At 40.1% G+C, this 24,117-nt stretch carries 22 protein-coding genes, 2 tRNA genes and 3 rRNA genes; 4 read left to right on the top strand and 23 right to left on the bottom strand.

All coding sequences use genetic code 11. From position 1 onward, the window contains the following. Positions 1-113: 113 nt before the first annotated feature. The 3 genes from EJF36_RS00275 to metG all read right to left on the bottom strand — a co-directional run bounded on the left by EJF36_RS00275 (position 114) and on the right by metG (position 4,690). Positions 114-1,295 (bottom strand): G5 and 3D domain-containing protein, encoded by a 1,182-nt coding sequence (locus tag EJF36_RS00275; protein WP_125908211.1) that lies wholly within the window; start codon positions 1,293-1,295, stop codon positions 114-116. 234 nt (positions 1,296-1,529) lie between these two features. Then, a complete protein-coding gene (locus EJF36_RS00270) occupies positions 1,530-2,297 on the bottom strand; it encodes a TatD family hydrolase (protein WP_125904476.1) in 768 nt (255 codons plus the stop codon). A 443-nt stretch (positions 2,298-2,740) separates the two neighbouring features. After that, positions 2,741-4,690: a methionine--tRNA ligase gene (gene metG, locus EJF36_RS00265; protein WP_125904475.1), complete on the bottom strand. Its 1,950-nt coding sequence runs from the start codon at positions 4,688-4,690 to the stop codon at positions 2,741-2,743. 499 nt (positions 4,691-5,189) lie between these two features. Here metG and EJF36_RS00260 point away from each other — a divergent pair, with 499 nt between their 5' ends. Next, a complete protein-coding gene (locus tag EJF36_RS00260; RefSeq protein WP_125904474.1) occupies positions 5,190-5,474 on the top strand; it encodes an AbrB/MazE/SpoVT family DNA-binding domain-containing protein in 285 nt (94 codons plus the stop codon). A gap of 144 nt (positions 5,475-5,618) precedes the next feature. Here EJF36_RS00260 and rsmI read toward each other — a convergent pair whose 3' ends face one another. The 11 genes from rsmI to EJF36_RS00205 all read right to left on the bottom strand — a co-directional run bounded on the left by rsmI (position 5,619) and on the right by EJF36_RS00205 (position 13,735). Further along, positions 5,619-6,494: a 16S rRNA (cytidine(1402)-2'-O)-methyltransferase gene (gene rsmI / locus EJF36_RS00255; RefSeq protein WP_125904473.1), complete on the bottom strand. Its 876-nt coding sequence runs from the start codon at positions 6,492-6,494 to the stop codon at positions 5,619-5,621. Then, the gene (locus EJF36_RS00250) at positions 6,472-6,756 is read right to left on the bottom strand and encodes a GIY-YIG nuclease family protein (protein WP_125904472.1); all 285 of its coding nucleotides are present in this window, start codon (positions 6,754-6,756) and stop codon (positions 6,472-6,474) included. The genes rsmI and EJF36_RS00250 overlap by 23 nt, the downstream gene beginning before the upstream one ends. After that, entirely contained in the window at positions 6,743-7,486 is a 744-nt protein-coding gene (locus tag EJF36_RS00245) for a tRNA1(Val) (adenine(37)-N6)-methyltransferase (RefSeq protein ID WP_125904471.1), read from the bottom strand. Before EJF36_RS00245 ends, EJF36_RS00250 begins: the two co-directional genes overlap by 14 nt. Positions 7,487-7,792: 306 nt before the next feature. Further along, positions 7,793-8,161, bottom strand: coding sequence for a DNA replication initiation control protein YabA (yabA, locus tag EJF36_RS00240; protein ID WP_125904470.1), 369 nt, complete (start codon positions 8,159-8,161; stop codon positions 7,793-7,795). A 12-nt stretch (positions 8,162-8,173) separates the two neighbouring features. Beyond that, positions 8,174-9,001 (bottom strand): PSP1 domain-containing protein, encoded by an 828-nt coding sequence (locus tag EJF36_RS00235; RefSeq protein ID WP_125904469.1) that lies wholly within the window; start codon positions 8,999-9,001, stop codon positions 8,174-8,176. Beyond that, positions 8,994-10,007 (bottom strand): DNA polymerase III subunit delta', encoded by a 1,014-nt coding sequence (gene holB, locus EJF36_RS00230; RefSeq protein ID WP_125904468.1) that lies wholly within the window; start codon positions 10,005-10,007, stop codon positions 8,994-8,996. The genes EJF36_RS00235 and holB overlap by 8 nt, the downstream gene beginning before the upstream one ends. A gap of 34 nt (positions 10,008-10,041) precedes the next feature. Beyond that, positions 10,042-10,482, bottom strand: coding sequence for a YaaR family protein (locus tag EJF36_RS00225; RefSeq protein WP_125904467.1), 441 nt, complete (start codon positions 10,480-10,482; stop codon positions 10,042-10,044). Positions 10,483-10,494: 12 nt separating this feature from the next. Beyond that, positions 10,495-10,824, bottom strand: a complete 330-nt coding sequence (locus EJF36_RS00220; protein ID WP_125904466.1) for a cyclic-di-AMP receptor — start codon at positions 10,822-10,824, stop codon at positions 10,495-10,497. Positions 10,825-10,933: 109 nt separating this feature from the next. Beyond that, positions 10,934-11,563 carry a dTMP kinase gene (gene tmk / locus EJF36_RS00215; RefSeq protein ID WP_125904465.1) on the bottom strand — a complete coding sequence of 210 codons (630 nt, stop codon included), beginning with the start codon at positions 11,561-11,563 and terminating at the stop codon, positions 10,934-10,936. A gap of 14 nt (positions 11,564-11,577) precedes the next feature. Then, positions 11,578-13,038, bottom strand: coding sequence for an aminotransferase class I/II-fold pyridoxal phosphate-dependent enzyme (locus EJF36_RS00210; RefSeq protein WP_125904464.1), 1,461 nt, complete (start codon positions 13,036-13,038; stop codon positions 11,578-11,580). 466 nt (positions 13,039-13,504) lie between these two features. Further along, the gene (locus EJF36_RS00205; RefSeq protein WP_395940540.1) at positions 13,505-13,735 is read right to left on the bottom strand and encodes a sigma factor G inhibitor Gin; all 231 of its coding nucleotides are present in this window, start codon (positions 13,733-13,735) and stop codon (positions 13,505-13,507) included. 344 nt (positions 13,736-14,079) lie between these two features. On the opposite strand from EJF36_RS00205, the gene EJF36_RS00200 reads away from it, so the two are divergent. Both EJF36_RS00200 and EJF36_RS00195 read left to right on the top strand, forming a co-directional pair. Beyond that, on the top strand, positions 14,080-14,307 hold the full coding sequence (locus tag EJF36_RS00200; RefSeq protein ID WP_260471792.1) for a DUF1659 domain-containing protein: 228 nt from the start codon (positions 14,080-14,082) through the stop codon (positions 14,305-14,307). 55 nt (positions 14,308-14,362) lie between these two features. Next, positions 14,363-14,581: a DUF2922 domain-containing protein gene (locus tag EJF36_RS00195; protein ID WP_125904462.1), complete on the top strand. Its 219-nt coding sequence runs from the start codon at positions 14,363-14,365 to the stop codon at positions 14,579-14,581. A gap of 524 nt (positions 14,582-15,105) precedes the next feature. Here the strand turns inward: EJF36_RS00195 and rrf are convergent. The 5 genes from rrf to EJF36_RS00170 form a co-directional block, all read right to left on the bottom strand. After that, positions 15,106-15,221 (bottom strand): 5S ribosomal RNA (gene rrf, locus EJF36_RS00190). A gap of 155 nt (positions 15,222-15,376) precedes the next feature. Then, positions 15,377-18,295 (bottom strand): 23S ribosomal RNA (locus EJF36_RS00185). Between the two features lie 172 nt (positions 18,296-18,467). Further along, positions 18,468-18,543: transfer RNA gene (locus EJF36_RS00180), tRNA-Ala, on the bottom strand. Between the two features lie 22 nt (positions 18,544-18,565). Then, positions 18,566-18,642: transfer RNA gene (locus tag EJF36_RS00175), tRNA-Ile, on the bottom strand. A gap of 91 nt (positions 18,643-18,733) precedes the next feature. Continuing rightward, positions 18,734-20,273: ribosomal RNA gene (locus EJF36_RS00170) — 16S ribosomal RNA — on the bottom strand. Together the 16S, 23S and 5S rRNA genes with 2 tRNA genes alongside form the textbook arrangement of a ribosomal RNA operon. 375 nt (positions 20,274-20,648) lie before the next feature. Here EJF36_RS00170 and EJF36_RS00165 point away from each other — a divergent pair. Continuing rightward, a complete protein-coding gene (locus EJF36_RS00165) occupies positions 20,649-20,915 on the top strand; it encodes a pro-sigmaK processing inhibitor BofA family protein (RefSeq protein WP_125904461.1) in 267 nt (88 codons plus the stop codon). Between the two features lie 74 nt (positions 20,916-20,989). Here EJF36_RS00165 and EJF36_RS00160 read toward each other — a convergent pair whose 3' ends face one another. The 4 genes from EJF36_RS00160 to dnaX form a co-directional block, all read right to left on the bottom strand. Beyond that, positions 20,990-21,211, bottom strand: coding sequence for a YaaL family protein (locus tag EJF36_RS00160; RefSeq protein ID WP_125908209.1), 222 nt, complete (start codon positions 21,209-21,211; stop codon positions 20,990-20,992). Between the two features lie 9 nt (positions 21,212-21,220). Continuing rightward, a complete protein-coding gene (gene recR / locus EJF36_RS00155; RefSeq protein WP_125904460.1) occupies positions 21,221-21,817 on the bottom strand; it encodes a recombination mediator RecR in 597 nt (198 codons plus the stop codon). A 130-nt stretch (positions 21,818-21,947) separates the two neighbouring features. Continuing rightward, the gene (locus EJF36_RS00150; RefSeq protein WP_125904459.1) at positions 21,948-22,280 is read right to left on the bottom strand and encodes a YbaB/EbfC family nucleoid-associated protein; all 333 of its coding nucleotides are present in this window, start codon (positions 22,278-22,280) and stop codon (positions 21,948-21,950) included. Positions 22,281-22,301: 21 nt separating this feature from the next. Then, positions 22,302-24,008, bottom strand: coding sequence for a DNA polymerase III subunit gamma/tau (dnaX, locus tag EJF36_RS00145; protein ID WP_125904458.1), 1,707 nt, complete (start codon positions 24,006-24,008; stop codon positions 22,302-22,304). Between the last annotated feature and the right edge of the window lie 109 nt (positions 24,009-24,117).

Raw genomic sequence — 24,117 nt, 5'->3', positions numbered from 1 at the left:
TCATTACATTTTATACTATTACATCATAATTAACAAAAACAAAAAAATGATTTAAACATTTACATTTTAAATGGCAAACAAAAAAGAGAGGCGTCTAGCACCTCCCTTTGCTTTTAGTCTAGTATTTTTATTTTCACTTTGCGTACTCCCCAACGATAAGCGCGGGACTTATCTGGGATAAATACATCAATTTTATAACCTTTAATGGCTGAGCCTATATCCCCAGCAATAGCATAGCCATAGCCTTCAACATACACTTTAGTACCTAGTGGAATGATACTAGGGTCAACAGCAATGACCTTCAAGTCTGGGTTTGCACGTAAATTTATTCCCGTGGTTGTGATGCCTGAGCATCCTGTACAATATGCAGTATATGCAGTGGCTGTAACATAAAATTCTTCCACGACTTCACTTGAGCCACGAGATACGGGTTGGAGTACCTTAGTACCGACAGCAACTACACGATCTTTACTTTTTTGAATCTCTTCTGTTTTGATTAGCTCACGAGATACTTCTTGACCATTTTCTAAAAAGACCTCGTAGTATTTAGCTACGATACCTTTTGTGCCTTGTTCTAAGACTCTTTCTTTTCCTTTGTCTAAGGATGAGTCCTTTTTCGTAACAACTGCATAGTCAACTGGTTCTTCCACTACATCGGTGACTTTTTCTACTCGAACGATTTGGACAGTAGCGTCCTTTGTAACCAATTCGTCCAGTGCTGGTTCGACTCGATCATATTCTTGTAATGTGATCTCTTGTTGTTTTAAAAAGTCAGCGACCGTAATCGAAGTTGACCAAACATGCTTCTCTTCATCTAACCCATCTTGTAACGTTACTTCAAATGCTGCTTTAACAGAGATAGTCATATCCTTTTCTATCTTTGTCAATAACGGTGGGATAACTTCATCATGGTCTTTGATAGCAATCTTTTCAGCTTGCAACATACTTTCAACAGTATCTGCTGCTGTCCAAATACTCCTAGTCTCTCCATCAAGGGCAAGTGTTACAGGGACAGATGCTTTCCATTGAAAAGATAAATCTCCGTTAATTTCAGTATTTAATGCATGTGACAAATAATCTTCATCTCGTACTTGTATATCATAGATTGCAAGAATGTCAGCTATTGTACTAGCATGTGTACGTATTGTTTCTTGTTTTCCGTCTAAATCTAATGTAACGGTATGTTTTGTGAATTCGTACACGGTAAAGCCTACAATCAGAGCTAATGCGGCGATACTGCTCAATATTACTGTTAATCTCTTAGTCTTACTTTTTGAGATTAACATATCTTTCATTTTCTGCATTTTCTGAAGCAATCTTAACGCCTCCTTCTCGGAGATTATATAGACTTTCTTTGCTATCTGTCAACCCAAGTACCTCAACCCGTACAACCTATTATGCACAGGTCCTTGATTTTTGCAAAGCTAGACTATTCGACACAATGGCAGGTGATGCTGCCAAAATTGTAGAAAGGTTGCTGACTTTCCTACACTTTGACAAGCATCATTTTCATTCGATAAATTAATTTGTCAGTTTATGTTGAATACTTTTTTCGCATTTTGACTTGTAATATTTGCTACTTCTTTCAAGGACAAACCCTTAAGCTCTGCAATTTGCTCAGCGACTAACTTAACATAAGCTGGCTCATTTCTCTTTCCGCGATGTGGATGAGGAGTTAAATATGGACAATCCGTTTCAATGAGTAATTTTTCAATCGGAATGTCACGCGCTACTTCTTTTGGCTTCTTTGCATTTTTAAAAGTAACCGGTCCTCCTAAAGAAATATAAAAATTCATTTCTACACATTGTTGAGCAATTTCCACACTGCCACTATAACAGTGCATGATGCCACCAACCTCTGCGGCATTCTCCTCTTTTAGAATTGTAACGATATCTTCTGTTGCATCACGATTGTGAATAATGATGGGTAACTTAACCCTTTTAGCTAAAGCAATTTGTTTACGAAATACATCTTGTTGTATGTCTTTCGGAGATTTATCCCAGTAATAGTCTAGTCCCATTTCACCTAGTGCCACTACTTTCGGATGAGCTGCAAGCTCTTCAATCATCTGTAAATCTTCGTCTGTCATATCAATTGCATCAACGGGATGCCAACCAACAGCTGCATAAATAAAAGGATACGTATTAGCGAGCTGCATTGCTTTGTCAATTGTTTTACGATCAAAGCCTATAACGACTATGTGCGAGACACCTACGTTTTGTGCTCGTTCTATAACTTCTTCTACATCTTCATCAAATTGGTCAGCGTTTAAATGTGCATGTGTATCAAAAAGCATTTTTAAAACTCCTTTGTCCACAGAATAATATTAACATGCTAATTGGAAAAGCGTCCTTACGCCACTGTATCATTTTTATTACGTTTTCATGTCAAAGCGATAAATCCCGACAAACATAGTTTTTATTAGTATGTATTCGACAAAACTTTGTGACAACTTTTCAACAACAGCAAAAGTAATAATGATGTCATCGCTACATACTAGTATCTATGTAACGATTCTTCTAGTCACGCGTTACCATATTTAGAAAAGCGTAAGCGCCTTGCTCAGCCCCGACCAGCTTAAGACATCCCCCGCACCGCAGGAACGGCCTCGGGTCACGGCTTAAAACCTCGAAGGACTAGGCGCTAGAGCTAGTCACTAATCTAGGTTAAAAAACTTATACTTTTAACGTTTAAAAAGAAAAGGCGCCCGTATAAAGCACCTTTCCCGTTGAATACTTATTATTTTACTTTTGCCCCAAGTGGAAGAGAGTCATCCACAGTTGCAAGTGATAATTTGCCTTCTCCAGAACCTGCAAGAATCATTCCTTCTGAAAGTTCCCCACGAAGCTTAACAGGCTTTAAGTTTGTAACACAAATTACACGCTTTCCTACTAATTCTTCGGGTTTATAATATTGTGCAATACCAGATACAACCTGACGTTTTTCAAATCCTAAATCAAGCTGTAGTTTCAACAGCTTATCAGCCTTTTTAACAGGTTCTGCATGAATAACTTGAGCTACACGTAACTCTACTTTCATAAAATCATCGATTGTAATCTCAGCTGCCTTTTCTTCAGCTTTTTCTGTTTCTACCTGTTTTACCTCTGACTTAGGAGGTTGCATCATGTTTTTTATAAATGCTACTTCCTCTTCAACATCTAAACGTGGAAAGATTGGATCAGCTTTCTTGACCTTTGTTCCATTTGGAATGGCTCCAAAGTCTTCTAAGCTATCCCAAGTTTGTAATGAACTCTCATTTATTCCAAGCTGCGCAAACATATTTACAGGTGCTTTTGTCACAAACGGCTGTAGCATGATAGCTATATGTCGAAGAGCTTCTGCTAAATGAGTCATAACAGCTGCTAAACGATCCTTGTTTTCCTCGTCCTTTGCGAGTATCCAAGGTTGCGTTTCATCAATATATTTATTTGAACGACTAACAAATTGCCAAATCGTTGAAAGTACTACAGAAAACTGCATATTTTCCATTTCTTTCTCGTACTTTCCCTTTGTCTCTTTCGCCATTCTAACCAATTCTTCATCGTACTGACTTGTCGTACCAGTGTAAGCAGGAATTACACCATTAAAATAACGGTCAATCATGGCAACTGTTCTATTAAGTAAATTTCCTAAATCATTTGCAAGATCGTAATTAATACGTTCAACGAAGGCTTCAGGTGTAAATACACCATCTGCTCCAAATGGTACTTCACGCAATAAATAATATCGCAATGCGTCTAGACCATAACGATCAGTCAAAGGTATTGGATCGACAACATTGCCCTTTGATTTTGACATCTTACCATCCTTCATTAATAACCATCCATGTGCAAAAACCTTTTTAGGTAAAGGCAAATCAAGCGCCATTAGCATAATTGGCCAATAAATCGTATGGAAGCGAACAATTTCTTTTCCTACTAAGTGAACATCCGCCGGCCAATATGTTTGATATTTTTTATCATCATCTGTTCCGTATCCAAGAGCTGTAATATAGTTTGATAAGGCATCAATCCAAACATAAATGACATGCTTTGGATTCCCTGGAACCTTAACCCCCCAATCAAACGTCGTTCTTGAAACAGCTAAATCTTCTAACCCCGGTTTAATGAAGTTGTTGATCATTTCATTTTTTCTAGATTCTGGTTGAATAAAGTCTGGGTTTTCATTGTAGTAAGCGATAAGACGGTCTACATATTTACTCATTTTAAAGAAGTACGATTCTTCTCTTACTTTTTCTACTGGTCTTTTACAGTCTGGACAATTTCCATCTTCAAGCTGTCTTTCTGTATAGAACGCCTCGCAGTCAGTGCAGTACCATCCTTCATATTCATCTAAATATATATCACCCTGTTCAACAAGCTTTTCAAAAATTTTCTCTACCACTTCTTTATGTCGATTTTCCGTAGTTCGAATAAAATCATCATAAGATATATCAAGTTTTCCCCATAAATCTTTTATACCTGCCACAATATCATCTACATATTTTTGTGGAGAGACGCTATTTTGCTCTGCTTTACGTTGAATTTTCTGTCCATGTTCATCCGTTCCAGTTAAATACATTACATTGTAGCCACGTAATCTTTTATATCGTGCCATCGCATCACCTGCAACCGTTGTATAGGCATGTCCGATATGTAAGTTACCGCTTGGATAATAAATTGGTGTTGTGATGTAGAAGGTTTTCTCCATCTACTAGTCCCTCCTTTAAAATTAGCTTTTCATGTTCAATAACATATTAGTAAGAAAGCCCTCGCCCAATGGACGAGAGCGCTACTATGAATTATGTATGAAGTTATACGTTTCTAAGCATAGCCTATTATATCAGATAAATATACATAATGTCTCTGACCCTTGTCAATTGAAGGAAATAATCCATTCAAATTTTCGACAAAATTCCATACCAATTTATCCCTTAGTTCGACAAATTGTTGATTTTTGTCGAATATTAATTATAATAGAGATTGCTAGTATTTCAAATTGCTGACAGTTGTTTTTTCAACATAGTACTATCATACCAACGATTACTACCATTTATGAAACTAGTTCTACTATTTTCAAAATAAATATTATTGACTTATTTGGGAATCAATGGTATCATCGTCTATATCAGTATTTGTCGAATATTGTTGAATCTTGTAACTAAACAATCCAATAAATTATCCATATATTTGGGAGGAGAACTAAAAAAATGAAATCTACAGGTATTGTTCGTAAAGTTGATGAGTTAGGTCGTGTTGTTATTCCAATAGAGCTTCGTCGTACATTAGGAATTGCAGAAAAGGATGCACTTGAAATTTATGTTGATGATGAGCGTATCATCCTTAAAAAATATAAGCCAAATATGACTTGCCAAATTACTGGTGAAGTATCTGATGATAACTTAACACTTGCTGGTGGGAAAATCATTTTAAGCCGTGAAGGTGCAGAACAAATGATCAGTGAAATTCAAAACAGCCTACAAAGCGCAAAATAATAAAGAGAAGAAAAAACCTCTACACGAAAGTGAATAGAGTACTTCTCTTCTCTATATAATAGGAGTGCCGAATCTCGACAGTATTTCGTTGATTCATACTTCTGTTATTTTAAAAAAGCTGGTCCTATGACCAGCTTTTTTTATTTATTCCACATGATAAGCTTGATACACTTCACGTTTTTGCATATCTCGATCTTTGGCAACTTGTTTAATAGCATCTTTACTAGGTAGTTCCTTAATCTGAATATAGTGCTCAACATGTTGAGCAATAGAAAGAGTTTGCCACCACTCTGATGCTTCGTTCGTTATATCTCCTGTAAAGCCCTCAATAATTAAACAGAGCTCTCCTTTTACTTCTTCTTTATTAGCCCATGCAAGACATTCCTCTACTGACCCTCTTATATACTCTTCATAACGCTTTGTAAGCTCACGTGCGATAGAAATTCGACGGTTTCCAAATACCTCTAAAATGGCTTGTAAAGTGTCGCCGATTCTATGCGGAGATTCATATAGCATAATAGTGGCTTGGATATTCTTTAATTTATTTAACTCCTCTAGCCTCTGTCTTTTTTGACGATTAATAAAACCATAAAAATAAAATGGCTGAGTCATGAGTCCACTTGCTGTCAGTGCCGTAAGAGCTGCATTCGCACCTGGTAACGCTACTACCTTTAACTGATTAGCGGTGGCTTCTGCTACTAATTCGAATCCGGGGTCTGAAATTGTCGGCATACCTGCATCGCTTACGAGAGCAATCTGCTTGCCACTGATCAGGTCTTCCATAATCCTGCTACCAGCATTTTGCTTGTTATGCTCATGATAGCTTACTATAGAGGTGTTAATTTCAAAGTGATTACATAGCTTTTTCGTATGTCTAGTGTCCTCTGCTGCAATGTAGTCAACCTGCTTTAACACATGTATAGCACGGAATGTCATATCATCTAGATTTCCAATGGGTGTTGGAACTAAATATAAGACACCTCCTTGCATGGACTGTTCAAAGCTTTTTTGCTGCCACATGATGTCCTTCTCCCTTCGCTACATATTGCTCTTTTTGAAGTCGAGTTAACTGTTTAAATTTATACTCAGCCTGCATCGCCTCCGACTTTGAAGCAAATGTTTCATAAAATATTAGATTAACAGGCCGCCTAGCACGGGTATATTTAGCGCCTTTTCCTTCATTATGTACTTGAATTCTCTTCTCAATATCATTTGTATAGCCTGCATAATAGCTGTTATCATCACATTCCAGTACGTAAAAGTAATGGTTATTTGTCTCCATATAATATCCTTCTGACATCCGGTGTGTATTCGTTGTTATTGTCATAAACGAATAAAGGAGGTAGTACCTTTAAATCTGCCTTACCATCTTTCATTCCTTCAATTAATATCGTGTTTGCATCCTTTCCTTGCTTTGGATACACAAATTGCAATCGCTTCGGCTCTAAACGATACTTTCTCATATACTGCACAATATCAAGTAACCTTCCTGGACGATGCACAAAAGCAGCTTTCCCACCCTGCTTCAACAACTGGCTACTAACCCGAACAACATCTTCTAGCGTACAGTATATCTCATGCCTTGCTATAGCTAAATGTTCGTTTTCATTTATCTCATCCCGTTTAGGCGTAGCGAAATAAGGGGGATTACAAGTTACTACATCATACTTCTCTTGTCCTAATACACTTGGCATGTTGTTTAGATCATCATGGATATACCGAATCCTTTCTTGTAGGTTATTATATTCAATACTCCTTTGAGCCATATCATAAAGGCGCTCTTGAATCTCAACACCAATAATGTCTACCTTTGTACGCGTACTTAGCAATAGTGGTACAACACCATTACCTGTACATAAATCAATAATCTTTCCACGCTGAAGTGGTACATATGCAAAACGAGCTAATAAAACGGCATCTAGTGAAAATGCAAATACGGATGGACTTTGTATTATACGTAAATCTTCTGCCAACAAATAGTCTAATCGCTCGTCTCCTTTTAATTCAATCATGCTACCTAAACCCTTTCATACAGACTTCATCATAAAGCCTATTATATACAAAAACCCTCCGTATACGAAACATACTGATAAGAAATCGTTCAGTTACTTCATATATTTGTTACTCACACTCACTTATGAGAACATTATATAAGTAAATCCGTGACACCAATTTTTATTGTTAACTAAGACCGATAAGCTTCTCTGATAGCCCACACCTAAAAAGTTAGAATTTTCTCGTGCAGGATCACAGCATTTATATTTTTTAAGCTGAAAATTACATATAAAAACGAGCCTAGGATTGTCCCTAAGCTCGTTTTATTTTTTATTTAAAAACATCAAACAAAACAAACAATCTTCATCTTGGCGCGGACTGCCAAAATGTACGTTGCAAATATGAAAGCCTTCCTGATATAGGCGAGCTAAGTTGTCATAGCCCTCTCCCACATCATGTTGCTTTTCGGTTTTTTTCTTTGTTCGTTGCTTTGTTTGCTTAGTTGTCGATGCAGACTTTGAGGCTGAGTCTTGCTCAAAGCGATTTCTAAGGTGGTCATTCTCTACCAACAGTCGGTTATTTTCCTCTAAGAGCTGTGCTAAATGCACCTTCACTTCACCTAATTGTTTATATAAGGCGCCGATCTGCTCTTCCATGTTAATAACCACATCAAACAGTTCTTTTCTTTCCACGTCTTTCCACCTCTACTCTGCAGCTTGAATCGAAATGACCCCTTCGTTCATTAGTTCTTCGAGAGTATATTCTAACGTGCTTTCCCGGTCTGCCAACTCTACCTGTATAACTCTTTCTAGAATGTTTAAGCCAACAACCGTTCCCATTCCATCAGGTGTCTCAATAGATTCACCAATATCCGGCAGCTGCTCTTTTGCAGATTCATACTCATCATTTTCATATTTCAAGCAACACATCAATCTTCCACATAATCCAGAAATTTTTGTTGGATTTAATGATAAATTTTGATCCTTTGCCATCTTAATTGATACAGGTTCAAAATCCCCTAAAAATGTTGAGCAACATAGCATCCTTCCACATGGACCTATACCACCAAGCATTTTTGCTTCATCTCTCACACCAATTTGCCGAAGCTCTATACGAGTACGGAAAATTGCTGCTAAATCCTTAACAAGTTCACGGAAGTCTACTCGACCATCCGCTGTAAAATAAAATATTACTTTATTACGATCAAACGTGTATTCAACATCTACTAGCTTCATGTCTAGATTGTGTTCAATCACCTTTTGGATACAAGTCTCTTCAGCCTCTCTAGCAGACTGTTTATTCTCTTGTACAATTTGTATATCTTCTTCCGTAGCAAGTCGTATAACTTTTTTGAGTGGTAACACTACATCTTGTTCCTCCACTCGCTTACGCCCAATAACAGCCTTTCCAAACTCTATACCACGAACAGTTTCTACAATAACGAATTCGCCACCGTCGATTACTAAATCGCCAGGGTCGAAATAATATATTTTACCCGCTTTTTTAAAGCGTACACCTACTACGTCATACAAGCTCTAATCCCTCCTGCAAATTCAACACGAGTTGCTCCATTAACAGCTGTAAATTCACATTAGTTGTGAGACGACCCTTTGTTTCTAAAACAACTGTCATTTGTTTAGTTAATCTCTTTTGTGAAACCTTTAGAGCTATCGACTTTCGTGTTTCCAATAAATCAATATATACGACCTGGTCTAAATTTCCTAACTGAATATATAATAAATCTCTATAAATGAGTAATAATAAATCTAACCCGATAAGCATTCTTTGTTTATCTGAGAAATGCGGCATCCATTCACTAGGAATGAACACGAATAGTTGGTTTGCCTTATCGGAATTTCTAAGCATTTCATCTAATTGTAGCACCAACTGACGGGCTTGTGCAAACCATTCATCTGAACATAGTTCACGAGCCTCCTCAATACTGTTAGTCAGTTGCGCAGCAAGTCTAGCACTAGACTCTGAGGTTCCTTCACTTACTAATTTTCTTGCCAAAATCTCTGGAGCAAGAGGAGTAAATGCTATCATTTGGCATCTTGATACTATAGTATCTAATAGTCTATGCGTTTGCTCAGTTAAAAGTATCGCCACTGTTTCCTTACCAACTGGCTCTTCGAGAAACTTTAACAAACTATTAGCTGCTCGAGCTGTCATACGATCAACATGCTCAACAATATATATTTTTTTATTTGATTCAAGCCCTGTTTTTGTAAATTCTTCTTTCAGGCTAAGAATTTGCTCTTTTTTTATTGAATTTCCATCAGGCTCAACATAATGAACATCGGGATGATTTCCAGACTCTATCCGTTTACAATTTCTACATTGATTACACGGTAGATAACTCGTCCGTTCAATACATAAAAGACTTTTAGCAAATAATAAACTAGCAGCCTTTTTACCGGTGCCCTTTGTACCCTCAAATATATATGCGTGGGCCACTCTATCTCGCACAACAGCGTTAGCTAATATTTTCATAGCGACAGGTTGACTTTTTTCAAGCAGCTCCCACGTACTTATCACATTACATCCCTCATTACATATCTATTTATCCTTATTACGTATATATATTAATAAGTAGGCCCTTTATTTCACCAATCTTGTCTAAGATGTCTATCGATGGTGCTTCCTTTTGCATAATATCATCAGTTAGATGAAGAAGCTCCTTTTCAACTTGCTCTACAATTTGTAAGCGGCGGCCTTGTCCTTCAAAACTCCAGCTATGTGATTCTTTTATATTTAACCCATAGTCAACAGCTTGTTTAATATATTTTTTCACGAAACCTTTAAATCTTGCTAAGTCTTGAAAAGTTCGTGACCGAGCTAGCCTCTCACCAGCAACCTCTATATCTTTCATAAGTGCATGTAACTCGTTCAGCTGTAATTGCCGTCCTTGCTGTTGCACCATATCAGCAAAACCCTTTTGTCCTGAACGGGACAATCTGCTATCATACTTAGAAACATCTAATGCTGTTCGTAATTCTTTATCAATTTTCATAACAGCCTACTCCTAAAACTGGTGAAATTGTTCAACAGGGAGAACAAACACGGTCGCTCCTCCTACCTCTACTTCCACAGGATATGGTACATAGGAATCTGCGTTCCCACCCATCGGGGATACAGGCGCGACTAACTGCCCTCTATTTTGACAATTTTCTTTTATTATTTCTAGTGCTTTATCTACACGAATATCCTCAGTTCCAATAAGGAAAGTCGTATTACCTGACTTTAAAAAGCCCCCCGTACTAGCAAGCTTAGTTGCACGAAAATTATTTTTAACTAGTGCACTCGATAATCTAGAGCTATCTTGGTCTTGGACTACAGCCATAATTAGCTTCATGGTTGTTGCCTCCCTATAGTTTATTTTATCATGTTTCGCCTTTAGTAACATGTTGCAAATATTTCATAATGTTATAATCATTATATCAAGAATAGTGTTATGTTTAACGTTAATTTTCTAAAAATTTAGATATAGCTTCAATAGCTTGTTTTGCTACCAAGTTGATAGATTGTTCCGCATTAATTACTGTTATTCTATCTTGATATTGTTCAATTATTTTAAGATAGCCCGCTTCCACTTTTTTGTGAAAATCTAGGGCTTCAAGATCTAAGCGATTTACTTCACGTTCCACATTAGCCGCAATTCTTTTTAAGCCTACTTCAGGTGATATTTTAAAATATACGGTTAAATCAGGCATATGGCCCTCTATAGCAAACTCATTTATTTGCAAAACATCTTTTATACCAAGCCCTCTTGCAAAACCCTGATATGCTAAAGAACTATCAATAAAACGGTCACATAAAACAATGTGTCCCTTTTTTAAAGCCGGTATAACCTTTTCAACTAGATGTTGTCTACGGGCAGCTGCATAAAGTAACGCCTCTGTTCTTGGGTCCATTTCAGTATGACTTGGATTCAGTATTACTTCTCTAATTTTTTCAGCAATTTTTATTCCGCCTGGTTCCCTTGTAACAGTGACTTCATAATTTTTATCCTTTAAATACTGTTCCAGTATAGTTATAATTGTTGTTTTCCCCGCACCTTCTGGTCCCTCAAATGTAAAAAAATACACTATTATAAACTCCTTTAAAATTACTTTGTTTTTTCCTTGTACACTTGTACGACATTAGCTTGTACAATAGATTCGTTTTGAAAGTTTCCACCGTTTTGAATGAGATGCTCAATCAAAAGAACATGATCTATTGTAAATGTTTCTCCTAAAGTAATGATAGGTATGCCAGGAGGATATGGAATGATTGCTTCCGCACACATCCTTCCAACAGCATTTTTCATATGTAAGTGCTCAGTCTCAAGCATCGATAGCTCTTTGAAAGTTAGTTTTGGTTTGGATACTTTTGGTATTTTCACTGCTTGTTCTATTGGAGCTTTTGTCACATCTCGCATTTCATGTATTTCAGCTTTAAGGGCCTTTTTCATACGTGATAAGATGTGAGTGTACTCATATGAGTCAGATAACGGTAAAACAAGCACTACATTATAAAAATCAGCCATTTCTACAAATATACCAACAGATTGTAGTCTTGATTGTAAATCATAACCAGATAGGCCGTTTCCTGACTGTAATACGAGTTTTAGTATATCCTGTTTATAATCTTCACTATGTGCTGTAGCAATTTTTATTTCAGGTATTTCATTTATAATATTTTCTTTAAAAGCCTCTATCATTGTTACTATCTTATGAAACTTTTCTTTGTCTCGATGGATACTAGCAATATAAAAACGTGCGAGGTCAAGTGATGCCATTATCGGATATGATGGACTGCTAGACTGCAGCATATGCAAATAGGTTTTAATAGCCTTTTGTGACGCTCTATTGCCTTTAATATGTAAAAATGAGCCCATAGTCATTGCAGGCAATGTTTTATGTGCCGACTGTACAACAACATCTGCACCTAATGTTATGGCTGACGGAGGGAAAGGACCACCAAGTGCGAAATGTGCCCCGTGAGCTTCATCAATAAGTACTAGCATATCATGGCTATGAGCCAATTCGATGATGCTTTTAATATCATAGGCCATACCATAATAATTTGGATACGTTAATATTACCGCTTTAGCATATGGATATACTGTTACTGCTTCTTTCATTGTCTCTAGCGTAACTGCTCCACTAACCTTCATAGATTTATCATACTCCGGTGCTACATATACAGGGTCAACTCCTGCTAACTGTAAGCCGTGAAAAACCGATTTATGACAATTCCGCTGAACTAAAACTGTATCATTCTCGTTACAATGCGCTAATATCATTGCTAAGTTACCGACTGTAGATCCATTCACTAGAAAAAAAGTCTTTTCCGAACCATAGTAATCACTAGCAAGGCTTTCTGCCTTTGCGATACAGCCAGTCGGAGCATGAAGGTCATCTAATCCGGCTAATTCTGTTACATCATATTTATATAAATTTCGGAAGTCGCTATTATCATTTGCCATTACAACTCCATTTTTATGCCCTGGCACGTGAAATGAAATAGGACTTTTATGTATATGCTCTAACAGAGCATTATAAAGAGGCGTATCCATATGATTCATAAACTTTTATAAATCCTCTCTTACTATAAAGTTAATCTTATTCATTGTATCATAATTGAAATTAGCATTGAATCTTGCCTAAAGAAGAGGCTACATGAACTTATGTTTGTTGGCATATTACATATAGGCGGGGATGGGCTAAGGATAGGAAGGCTAGCTAGACAACAGCTTTGGCTCACGGAATTTTAACGGCTTAGAAAGACGCAAGTCGGCCGCTTAATTGCGACAAGCACATGATAAGTGCCGTCAGTCCACAAAAACGCAACATCCTACCTCGTTGTCAACACTAGCCGTCGTAAGTCCTGACTTACAGAAGCGTTTAGCTAATGACCAAGGATAGGATCGGCTTTAAAAAGTTGTTCCGTTTAAGCAACATTGATCTGTATTTTTCTCTCGAGTCGCTGGCGTTATAGAGAGACAACTATTGTCAGAGTTTATATATTATCCTAACTACAAAAAGAGCCCATTATTGGGCTCCTTCATTTTGAAACTGTTTTATAGCCGCCGAAGCTTTTTTAAGCTTTATTAAGTATTCCTTATATTTAGGGTCACTTGTTTCTGTGTGAATCAATTCCTGCTCACACTTCATACAAATAAAAGTTGTATATAAATGAATTCCCTTTACTCTCGTTTCATTGCATATTGCACATGTTTCCCCAAGTTCTTGTGTTAATGTAAGTGAATTCAATGCCTCCACCTCCTAGACCTAGGATAGACAAATTTTCATAAATGTATACAAAATTTAAAATATTATAAAATACTTATCCATACTATAATGTCGTTTATAAATTGTATGTATGACAAAACGTGTCCGTGTTTGTCACATTGTAAAAAGATTAATTTGCTAAAAAGAATTAAAAAAAGTTCATGGAAACTAGCCCTAAATGACGACCTTCCGTGTACACTACAGTTTTGATTTATCATAAGGAATCTAGGTTTAAAACTTTTATACTTTCAATAAAACTTTTGCTACAAAAAGTAGTTATAATGACCCTTTTTTCTTTCACCGTTATATAACGAGAGTGAAAGGAGGTGGGGGAGATGATAAATAGTAATATTAAAGATTCTCAACTGCGTATAGTGTATGTTGTTGGTTCTGATGAGAATGGAGAGCCAATATTTAAAAACAAAAACTACAACAATGTTAAAACAGAAGCTGTTGCGGATCAATTGTTTGCTGTGGCACAGGCGATAGCTAGTCTACAACAGCATACGGTAGACCATCTAGAGAGAAATAACACTCGTTTTATTGAAAATGTACCTGAGTAGTGAGTAGTCTTTAAGGAAAGATAATCAAAAATACTAAGTAAGGAGGTATGGTAAAATGGCTAAAACATTAGAACTTCAATTTCTTAACGAAGAAGGAAAAACATCAAGACTTACCATCGAAGATCCCGTAGAGCCTATTGATACTGCAGCAGTAGCTACTGCAATGGACACTATATTAATGTCTTCTGTTTTTACTTCTTCTGGAGGCGATTATATAGCGAAGAAAGGTGCACGGCTTGTTGAACGTAATGTAACAGATATTCCTTTACAATAGAAGAAAGAGGGTTGTTTGTTTTTTACATAGGACAACCCTCTTAATGTAAACTGAACCGAATCTCACTTCTATTATATGTACTTCTTATCTTTTATTTTGACTTAATGGTCGAATAACTTTGGAAAACACAAAAACGAGTAACCTACTGGCTACTCGCTTGTTTGCTTGGCGACGTCCTACTCTCACAGGACTTGCACAGGATGTGCTGACTCCTGCGTTCGCCACAGGACGTGGCGGCTTTTAGCAGGAGTTCCATAATATGGCCCCAACTACCATCGGCGCGCGAGCTTACCTTCCGTGTTCGGGGATGCGAGACACGATGACCTACGAATCTCTTCGTCAGCCGCAGTTGTTCGCTGCTCGTCGGATGTATCATACATTCCGCTGCTCTCTTCCTGTCTTCCTAGATCTTCTTGCTCCTCGTGCCTCTCTTAAGATGTATTAGACTTCTTATATTTCGACCTCACGGTCGACTGTTTCTTAAAAACATAAAAGCGAGTAACCTATTGGCTACTCGCTTGTTTGCTTGGCGACGTCCTACTCTCACAGGGGCAATGCCCCAACTACCATCGGCGCTGAAGAGCTTAACTTCCGTGTTCGGGATGGGAACGGGTGTGACCTCTTCGCCATCGTCACCAAGCCTACTGCTTGATTATGCTTCTTTGCTGGCTTGTGCTCAAGGATAATCATCCTCGAACATGCTAGAAGACGCAGGCACAAACATATTTTATATAGGGATTGTTCCCTCAAAACTAGATAACGATAATACAACAACTGATGTTTGTGCGTCGACTTTTGGTTAAGTCTTCGATCGATTAGTATTCGTCAGCTCCACGTGTCACCACGCTTCCACCTCGAACCTATCTACCTTGTCATCTTCAAGGGATCTTAGAATGGGAAATCTCATCTTGAGGGGGGCTTCATGCTTAGATGCTTTCAGCACTTATCCCGTCCGCACATAGCTACCCAGCGATGCCTTTGGCAAGACAACTGGTACACCAGCGGTGCGTCCATCCCGGTCCTCTCGTACTAAGGACAGCTCCTCTCAAATTTCCTACGCCCACGACGGATAGGGACCGAACTGTCTCACGACGTTCTGAACCCAGCTCGCGTACCGCTTTAATGGGCGAACAGCCCAACCCTTGGGACCGACTACAGCCCCAGGATGCGATGAGCCGACATCGAGGTGCCAAACCTCCCCGTCGATGTGGACTCTTGGGGGAGATAAGCCTGTTATCCCCGGGGTAGCTTTTATCCGTTGAGCGATGGCCCTTCCATGCGGAACCACCGGATCACTAAGCCCGACTTTCGTCCCTGCTCGACTTGTAGGTCTCGCAGTCAAGCTCCCTTGTGCCTTTACACTCTACGAATGATTTCCAACCATTCTGAGGGAACCTTTGGGCGCCTCCGTTACATTTTAGGAGGCGACCGCCCCAGTCAAACTGCCCACCTGACACTGTCTCCCATCCCGATCAGGGATGTGGGTTAGAATTTCAATACAGCCAGGGTAGTATCCCACCGACGCCTCCACCGAAGCTAGCGCTCCGGCTTCTCAGGCTCCTACCTATCCTGTACAAGCTGTACCAAAATTCAATATCAGGCTACAGTAAAGCTCCACGGGGTCTTTCCGTCCTGTCGCGGGTAACCTGCATCTTCACAGGTACTAAAATTTCACCGAGTCTCTCGTTGAGACAGTGCCCAGATCGTTACGCCTTTCGTGCGGGTCGGAACTTACCCGACAAGGAATTTCGCTACCTTAGGACCGTTATAGTTACGGCCGCCGTTTACTGGGGCTTCGATTCAGAGCTTCGCTTGCGCTAACCCCTCCTCTTAACCTTCCAGCACCGGGCAGGCGTCAGCCCCTATACTTCGCCTTGCGGCTTCGCAGAGACCTGTGTTTTTGCTAAACAGTCGCCTGGGCCTTTTCACTGCGGCTTGTCAGGGCTTTAACACCCCAACAAGCACCCCTTCTCCCGAAGTTACGGGGTCATTTTGCCGAGTTCCTTAACGAGAGTTCTCTCGCTCACCTTAGGATTCTCTCCTCGCCTACCTGTGTCGGTTTGCGGTACGGGCACCTACCCCCTCGCTAGAGGCTTTTCTTGGCAGTGTGGAATCAAGGACTTCGGTACTATAGTTCCCTCGCCATCACAACTCAGCCTTCACGATGATGGGATTTGCCTCATCATCAGCCTAATTGCTTGGACGCGCTAATCCAACAGCGCGCTCACCCTATCCTCCTGCGTCCCCCCATTGCTCAAACGGTGGTGAGGTGGTACAGGAATATCAACCTGTTATCCATCGCCTACGCCTTTCGGCCTCGGCTTAGGTCCCGACTAACCCTGAGCGGACGAGCCTTCCTCAGGAAACCTTAGGCATTCGGTGGAAGGGATTCTCACCCTTCTTTCGCTACTCATACCGGCATTCTCACTTCTAAGCGCTCCACTAGTCCTCACGGTCTAGCTTCACAGCCCTTAGAACGCTCTCCTACCAATGTCGTGAGACATTCCGCAGTTTCGGTGATACGTTTAGCCCCGGTACATTTTCGGCGCAGAGTCACTCGACCAGTGAGCTATTACGCACTCTTTAAATGGTGGCTGCTTCTAAGCCAACATCCTGGTTGTCTAAGCAACTCCACATCCTTTTCCACTTAACGTATACTTTGGGACCTTAACTGGCGGTCTGGGCTGTTTCCCTTTCGACTACGGATCTTATCACTCGCAGTCTGACTCCCATGGATAAGTCTTTGGCATTCGGAGTTTGACTGAATTCGGTAACCCGATGAGGGCCCCTAGTCCAATCAGTGCTCTACCTCCAAGACTCTTACTCATGAGGCTAGCCCTAAAGCTATTTCGGAGAGAACCAGCTATCTCCAGGTTCGATTGGAATTTCTCCGCTACCCACACCTCATCCCCGCACTTTTCAACGTGCGTGGGTTCGGGCCTCCATTCAGTGTTACCTGAACTTCACCCTGGACATGGGTAGATCACCTGGTTTCGGGTCTACGACCACGTACTAATTCGCCCTATTCAGACTCGCTTTCGCTGCGGCTCCGCCTATTCAGCTTAACCTTGCACGTAATCGTAACTCGCCGGTTCATTCTACAAAAGGCACGCCATCACCCATTAACGGGCTCTGACTTGTTGTAGGCACACGGTTTCAGGATCTCTTTCACTCCCCTTCCGGGGTGCTTTTCACCTTTCCCTCACGGTACTGGTTCACTATCGGTCACTAGGGAGTATTTAGCCTTGGGAGATGGTCCTCCCTGCTTCCGACCGGATTTCACGTGTCCGGCCGTACTCAGGATCCACTCTGGAGGGAACGAAGTTTCAACTACAGGGTTGTTACCTTCTTTGACGGACCTTTCCAGGTCGCTTCATTTACTTCGTTCCTTTGTAACTCCGTATAGAGTGTCCTACAACCCCAAGAGGCAAGCCTCTTGGTTTGGGCTAATCCCGTTTCGCTCGCCGCTACTCAGGGAATCGCATTTGCTTTCTCTTCCTCCGGGTACTTAGATGTTTCAGTTCCCCGGGTCTGCCTTCATCACCCTATGTATTCAGGTGTAGATACTGTTCCATTACGAACAGTGGGTTTCCCCATTCGGAAATCTCCGGATCAAAGCTTACTTACAGCTCCCCGAAGCATATCGGTGTTAGTCCCGTCCTTCATCGGCTCCTAGTGCCAAGGCATCCACCGTGCGCCCTTCCTAACTTAACCTACGATCATTGATCGTGTTTATAAATCAGTTCTTTTAACTTTGCGACAAACAAGTTAAAAGAGGCATTACTAATTAAACCATATTGGTTTTGGATGTCGTTGTTTATCGTTATCTAGTTTTCAAGGAACATTAAAAAGATTTCAATCAAAGTGCATGATTGTAATCTGTGGTTGGTGGAGCCTAGCGGGATCGAACCGCTGACCTCCTGCGTGCAAGGCAGGCGCTCTCCCAGCTGAGCTAAGGCCCCGTTTTTTAATTTTTGTGTTACATGGTGGGCCTAAGTGGACTCGAACCACCGACCTCACGCTTATCAGGCGTGCGCTCTAACCAGCTGAGCTATAGGCCCTCCATTATATATGAGAGATAGCTCTCTCAAAACTAAACAAAACCAAAGCGCTTCATCTACCGTAAGGTAGATGTTCCGTAATAATCCTTAGAAAGGAGGTGATCCAGCCGCACCTTCCGATACGGCTACCTTGTTACGACTTCACCCCAATCATCTGTCCCACCTTAGGCGGCTGGCTCCTTACGGTTACCCCACCGACTTCGGGTGTTACAAACTCTCGTGGTGTGACGGGCGGTGTGTACAAGGCCCGGGAACGTATTCACCGCGGCATGCTGATCCGCGATTACTAGCGATTCCAGCTTCATGTAGGCGAGTTGCAGCCTACAATCCGAACTGAGAATGGTTTTATGGGATTCGCTCAACCTCGCGGTTTTGCAGCCCTTTGTACCATCCATTGTAGCACGTGTGTAGCCCAGGTCATAAGGGGCATGATGATTTGACGTCATCCCCACCTTCCTCCGGTTTGTCACCGGCAGTCACCTTAGAGTGCCCAACTAAATGCTGGCAACTAAGATCAAGGGTTGCGCTCGTTGCGGGACTTAACCCAACATCTCACGACACGAGCTGACGACAACCATGCACCACCTGTCACCTATGTCCCCGAAGGGAAGACCCTATCTCTAGGGCGGGCATAGGGATGTCAAGACCTGGTAAGGTTCTTCGCGTTGCTTCGAATTAAACCACATGCTCCACCGCTTGTGCGGGCCCCCGTCAATTCCTTTGAGTTTCAGTCTTGCGACCGTACTCCCCAGGCGGAGTGCTTAATGCGTTTGCTGCAGCACTGAAGGGCGGAAACCCTCCAACACTTAGCACTCATCGTTTACGGCGTGGACTACCAGGGTATCTAATCCTGTTCGCTCCCCACGCTTTCGCGCCTCAGCGTCAGTTACAGACCAGAGAGTCGCCTTCGCCACTGGTGTTCCTCCACATATCTACGCATTTCACCGCTACACGTGGAATTCCACTCTCCTCTTCTGCACTCAAGTCCTCCAGTTTCCAATGACCCTCCACGGTTGAGCCGTGGGCTTTCACATCAGACTTAAAGGACCGCCTGCGCGCGCTTTACGCCCAATAATTCCGGACAACGCTTGCCACCTACGTATTACCGCGGCTGCTGGCACGTAGTTAGCCGTGGCTTTCTCGTTAGGTACCGTCAAGGTACCGCCCTATTCGAACGGTACTTGTTCTTCCCTAACAACAGAGTTTTACGATCCGAAAACCTTCTTCACTCACGCGGCGTTGCTCCATCAGACTTTCGTCCATTGTGGAAGATTCCCTACTGCTGCCTCCCGTAGGAGTCTGGGCCGTGTCTCAGTCCCAGTGTGGCCGATCACCCTCTCAGGTCGGCTACGCATCGTCGCCTTGGTGAGCCATTACCTCACCAACTAGCTAATGCGCCGCGGGCCCATCTATAAGTGATAGCTAAAAGCCATCTTTCAATTTATCTTCAGGCAAAGATAAATGTTATCCGGTATTAGCTCCGGTTTCCCGAAGTTATCCCAGTCTCATAGGCAGGTTGCCCACGTGTTACTCACCCGTCCGCCGCTAACCACCGAAGTGGTTCGCTCGACTTGCATGTATTAGGCACGCCGCCAGCGTTCGTCCTGAGCCAGGATCAAACTCTCCGAAAAGAAGTTTGACTTGCTCAAATTTACATCTGGCAATTCTTTTTGCGACTTTTAAAGTCGCTTGTTTTGTTTCTATAATAGAAACGTTTTAGCGCTTGGTTTTGTTTAGTTTTCAAAGAGCTTTTTTCTTTGTCGCTAACAGCAACTTTATTATATTAACATAACATCAAAAAGTATGTCAACATATTTTTTCTTTTTTAATGTTTGTCTTTACTTTTGTTTTTCAAGACTTTTAATACTATATCATCTATAGATAACTGCGTCAATAGTGAAAGTGAAAAACATCCTATATATCTAATATATCCTGTTTTTAAAAGTTCTTTTTAAAAGTATTTTGCATACAATTTAGTACAAGCTTGTGTAAAGGAGTGATTTTATTTGGAACCAATAATAGTTATTTCAGTTATTTCAGCTCTTATATTACTGATGTTATTTATAGGGGCACCAATGAAGCCGCTGCAAGTTATCGGACAAGGTTTAATAAAGATTATGATTGGTGCTCTTTTTTTATTTTTCCTTAATTCCTTTGGGACGTATTTTGGTTTACACGTACCTATTAATATTGTTACTTCTATAATATCCGGTTTTTTAGGTATTCCAGGAGTTGCTGCACTAGCAGTTATCCAGCTCTTTATTTTATACTAACAATAAAGGCTGTCCTCACGTGTAAAGTACTCTCAAGAGTGCTTACAGTAGGACAGCCTTCATTTTGTCTCAGACTATTTTTTCAACACAATGTTTCTTAATCGGGCTTCTTTTAACATAAATAAATACTTTGCTTCAGCAATTTTCTGTTCAAATCTTACAGTATCAGAAGGTTCTACAGAGTTTTCAACATATTTTTTCTTTTGCATCCACAGTTCACGACTAGTATGGAGATTCGCAATAACCTTCTCATCATAAACTTTACGTAAACGACCTTTTTTCTTTTTAAATACCATTTTTATCACCTATACATCACGTCTGCCTTCAAGTGCCTTTGACAAAGTTACTTCATCTGCATATTCTAAGTCTCCCCCAACTGGTAATCCGTGTGCAATTCTTGTTACACGTATACCTGTTGGTTTTAATAAGCGTGATATATACATAGCAGTGGCTTCACCCTCAATATTTGGGTTCGTAGCTAGAATAACCTCCTGCACTGTATCGTCTTGTAGTCTTTTTAAAAGCTCAGGAACTTTGATATCTTCTGGCCCTATCCCTTCCATAGGTGATATAGCACCATGTAATACGTGATATAAACCAGTGAATTCCTTCATTTTTTCCATAGCAATAACATCCTTAGGATCCTGAACTACGCATATAATACTTTTATCTCGTCTTTGGTCTTCACAAATGTAACATGGGTCTTTATCTGTAATATGCCCACATACCGAGCAATACGTTAAATTACGCTTCGCGTTTACAAGTGCCTTTGCAAATTCTAAAACAGTATCTTCCTTCATATTTAATACGAAAAAGGCCAGGCGTACAGCCGTCTTCGGCCCAATTCCTGGCAATTTCATAAAGCTATCTATTAGCTTTGATATTGGTTCTGGATAATGCATGTGCCTACTCTCCTAACACCTTATTAAGAAACAGGCTTGGGCTTGCTGTCTCCCTGGTCCCTCATGACAATGCCAGAGGAACCAAGTACTAGCAGCAAAATATAGCACTACAAACTTGTTCTTTATTATTTTAGAATAAACCTGGCATATTCATGCCTTTCGTAAATTGTCCCATTGTTGAATTAACTAACTCATCAATTTGTTTTAAAGCATCGTTTGTTGCGGCAAGTACTAAATCTTGTAGCATTTCGATATCATCTGGATCTACGACATCCTCTTTAATTTTCACTTCTACAACTTGTTTATGCCCGTTAACAACAACCACTACCATACCACCACCGGCAGTGCCTTCAACTGTTTTTTCAACTAACTCTTCTTGGGCCTTTTCCATATCTTTTTGCATTTTTTGCATTTGTTTCATCATCTTTTGCATGTTACCCATGCCGCCGCCACCACGCATCATATTTATAATCCTCCTAATTCGTTAATCAATAATTTCAATAAAGTCTTCACCAACTAGTTTTTTCGCTTCACTAACTAGAGGGTCTTCTTCTTGTTCCTCTTCTTGAGCACTACCCCGTTGGCTTCGAACAAAGTCTTCTCTTATTTTACCCCATTCATCCTCAGGAACGCCAACCATTTCATATTGTTTATTCGTTAAATTTCGTAAAATAGCTTCAATATTTTGTCTTACACCCTCATCATCAGCAGCCATTTTACAATGAATCTCATACTTAAAGCTTACAACAAATGCTGTTCCACTTGCAGCAACAGGTTCACTTTCATTCAGTAATGCAGCATGTGACACTCTGTTTTGATTTTTTAAAGTCTCTAGTAAATCTCCCCAACGACTCTTAATAATTTCCAAATCTTGGCGAGTCGCCTTACTAAGGATATCATTAACTCTTCCTACAGGAACTTTGAAAGAACTTCTCCCCGTAGCTCGTGGAGCAGTACGCTTAGCTTTTTGTTCAGCTTGTGATTCAGTTTGAACCGCTATACCTTGTGCTTTAATTGTAGTTATCTGTTGTTCAAGTTCTTCTATCCGTCCAATAAGCCTATTAATATGCTCGTTGTCCACACTAGACGAAGATTGTTCTTGTGCAGCATTAAGCTGACATATTTTCATAACAGCCACTTCTAAGAAGATACGAGTATGATTAGTCCATTTCATATCCTGTTGTCCTTTATTTAAAACATCAATTAATTGATATATATCAGGCATAGAAACAAGGGAAGCATTTTCTTCAAATGCAGGGTCTAATGTAACTCGCTCTAACATTTGTTCGAGTTGGGGTGCTGTTTTAAATAGTAATAAATCACGGAAGTAAAAAATTAAATCTTCTATTAATTTTGTTGCATCTTTACCATTTGCAATTATGTCCTGTAATAAATTTAAAGCAACAGGCAGTTCTTTTTGTATTAACGCCTGAACAAGCTGTGAGAGCCACTGTTGTGAAGCAGCACCAGTAATAGATAAAACATCTTCAACTGTTACTTCCTTTTCACTATATGAAATGGCCTGATCAAGTAAACTTAACGCATCACGCATGCCACCTTCCGCAGCTCTAGCAACAGCTAGTAAAGCATCCTTATCGACTTGTATATCTTGTTGGTCGATAATGTATTGCATCCTATTTACTATAGCTTCGGACGTAATTCTTTTAAAATCAAATCGCTGACAACGAGAAATTATTGTTGCAGGTATTTTATGAGGCTCAGTTGTAGCTAGAATAAAAATAACATGTTTCGGTGGTTCCTCAAGCGTTTTTAATAACGCATTAAAGGCACCAATCGATAGCATGTGGACTTCATCTACAATATACACCTTATATTGTACAGCGCTAGGCGCATACTTAACTTTATCTCTGATATCGCGTATTTCTTCAACACCATTATTAGATGCAGCATCAATTTCTATAACATCAGAGATAGAGCCATCTGTAATACCACGACATGCCGAACATTCGTTACATGGTTCTGTTATGGGCGCTTGCTCACAGTTAACAGCTTTTGCGAAAATTTTCGCTGCACTCGTTTTTCCGGTACCACGCGGCCCAGAAAATAGATATGCATGCGATATTTTTCCTAAAGCGAGGGCATTTTGTAATGTTTTTGTAACATGCTCCTGACCGACAACATCATGAAACGTTTGTGGTCTCCAAGCACGATATAAAGCTTGATATGCCAACGGGACCGACCCCCTCACAAACAATCTTATTTTATTATAACGCAATAGATTAGCCTTGCCAAAACAAGAATTATTATTTTATATAATTATAAGGTGCTAAATACTAAAG

This window comes from Bacillus sp. HMF5848 (genome assembly GCF_003944835.1).
GTDB lineage: Bacteria > Bacillota > Bacilli > Bacillales > HMF5848 > HMF5848.
This window is presented reverse-complemented; position numbering and strand designations above follow the sequence as displayed.

Bases quoted from the DNA above. Each gene is read 5' to 3' on its own strand.
- EJF36_RS00270 (WP_125904476.1), bottom strand. From the start codon at position 2,297: ATGCTTTTTGATACACATGCACATTTAAACGCTGACCAATTTGATGAA.
- rsmI (WP_125904473.1), bottom strand. From the start codon at position 6,494: ATGTGGCAGCAAAAAAGCTTTGAACAGTCCATGCAAGGAGGTGTCTTA.
- EJF36_RS00195 (WP_125904462.1), top strand. From the start codon at position 14,363: ATGGCTAAAACATTAGAACTTCAATTTCTTAACGAAGAAGGAAAAACA.
- EJF36_RS00220 (WP_125904466.1), bottom strand. From the start codon at position 10,824: ATGAAGCTAATTATGGCTGTAGTCCAAGACCAAGATAGCTCTAGATTA.
- EJF36_RS00225 (WP_125904467.1), bottom strand. From the start codon at position 10,482: ATGAAAATTGATAAAGAATTACGAACAGCATTAGATGTTTCTAAGTAT.
- EJF36_RS00250 (WP_125904472.1), bottom strand. From the start codon at position 6,756: ATGGAGACAAATAACCATTACTTTTACGTACTGGAATGTGATGATAAC.
- EJF36_RS00200 (WP_260471792.1), top strand. From the start codon at position 14,080: ATGATAAATAGTAATATTAAAGATTCTCAACTGCGTATAGTGTATGTT.
- EJF36_RS00150 (WP_125904459.1), bottom strand. From the start codon at position 22,280: ATGATGCGTGGTGGCGGCGGCATGGGTAACATGCAAAAGATGATGAAA.
- EJF36_RS00275 (WP_125908211.1), bottom strand. From the start codon at position 1,295: ATGAAAGATATGTTAATCTCAAAAAGTAAGACTAAGAGATTAACAGTA.
- EJF36_RS00160 (WP_125908209.1), bottom strand. From the start codon at position 21,211: ATGGTATTTAAAAAGAAAAAAGGTCGTTTACGTAAAGTTTATGATGAG.
- recR (WP_125904460.1), bottom strand. From the start codon at position 21,817: ATGCATTATCCAGAACCAATATCAAAGCTAATAGATAGCTTTATGAAA.
- EJF36_RS00260 (WP_125904474.1), top strand. From the start codon at position 5,190: ATGAAATCTACAGGTATTGTTCGTAAAGTTGATGAGTTAGGTCGTGTT.
- EJF36_RS00245 (WP_125904471.1), bottom strand. From the start codon at position 7,486: ATGATTGAATTAAAAGGAGACGAGCGATTAGACTATTTGTTGGCAGAA.
- metG (WP_125904475.1), bottom strand. From the start codon at position 4,690: ATGGAGAAAACCTTCTACATCACAACACCAATTTATTATCCAAGCGGT.
- EJF36_RS00210 (WP_125904464.1), bottom strand. From the start codon at position 13,038: ATGAATCATATGGATACGCCTCTTTATAATGCTCTGTTAGAGCATATA.